We start from the raw sequence: 570 nt of genomic DNA, 5'->3' as shown, positions 1-570 counted from the left end.
CGTTTTCTTCACCGGTGGCGGATATATCCAGCAGCACCATACGACCACTGACCCGGGCTTCCAGATTGATGTATTCGTCCAGCTCCATATTGGGCCAGAAGTTAACCAGCTGAATCGTGCTGTTTTTTGAGCCGAGGCGGTCTACCCGGCCAAATCTCTGAATAATGCGGACCGGGTTCCAGTGAATGTCATAGTTGATCAGGAAGTCGCAATCCTGCAGGTTCTGACCTTCGGAGATGCAGTCGGTGGCGATCAGAATATCAATCTCATCGCCGGGGCTGTCATTCACTTTGCTTCGTTCTTTGGAGACGGGCGAGAAGGCCGTTAACAGGTTGTTCAGGTCACTGCTGACGCCAGCGAGCGTGCTTTTGTTGCTGCCTGCTCCGGTGACCAGCGCCGAATGCAGCCCGAGCTGCTGGCTGACCCACGGCGCAATGTGCTGGTACAGGTATTGGGCGGTATCCGCAAAGGCGGTGAAAATAATCACCTTTTTATTGCCCGGGTTCAGAGGCTGCTGACATTTACGCTCAATGATGGCTTGCAGGCGATGCAACTTGGCATCCCGCTTTG

1 protein-coding gene is annotated in these 570 nt (G+C 54.2%); it reads right to left on the bottom strand.

From position 1 onward, the window contains the following. The coding region (locus AK963_RS30430) for a C-terminal helicase domain-containing protein (protein WP_139117840.1) at positions 1-570 on the bottom strand (570 nt) is incomplete at both ends.

The sequence above is a fragment of the Endozoicomonas atrinae genome, from assembly GCF_001647025.1.
GTDB classification, from domain to species: domain Bacteria; phylum Pseudomonadota; class Gammaproteobacteria; order Pseudomonadales; family Endozoicomonadaceae; genus Endozoicomonas; species Endozoicomonas atrinae.
The sequence above is the reverse complement of the archived record's forward strand: the minus strand, read 5'-3'. Positions and strand labels throughout refer to the sequence as shown.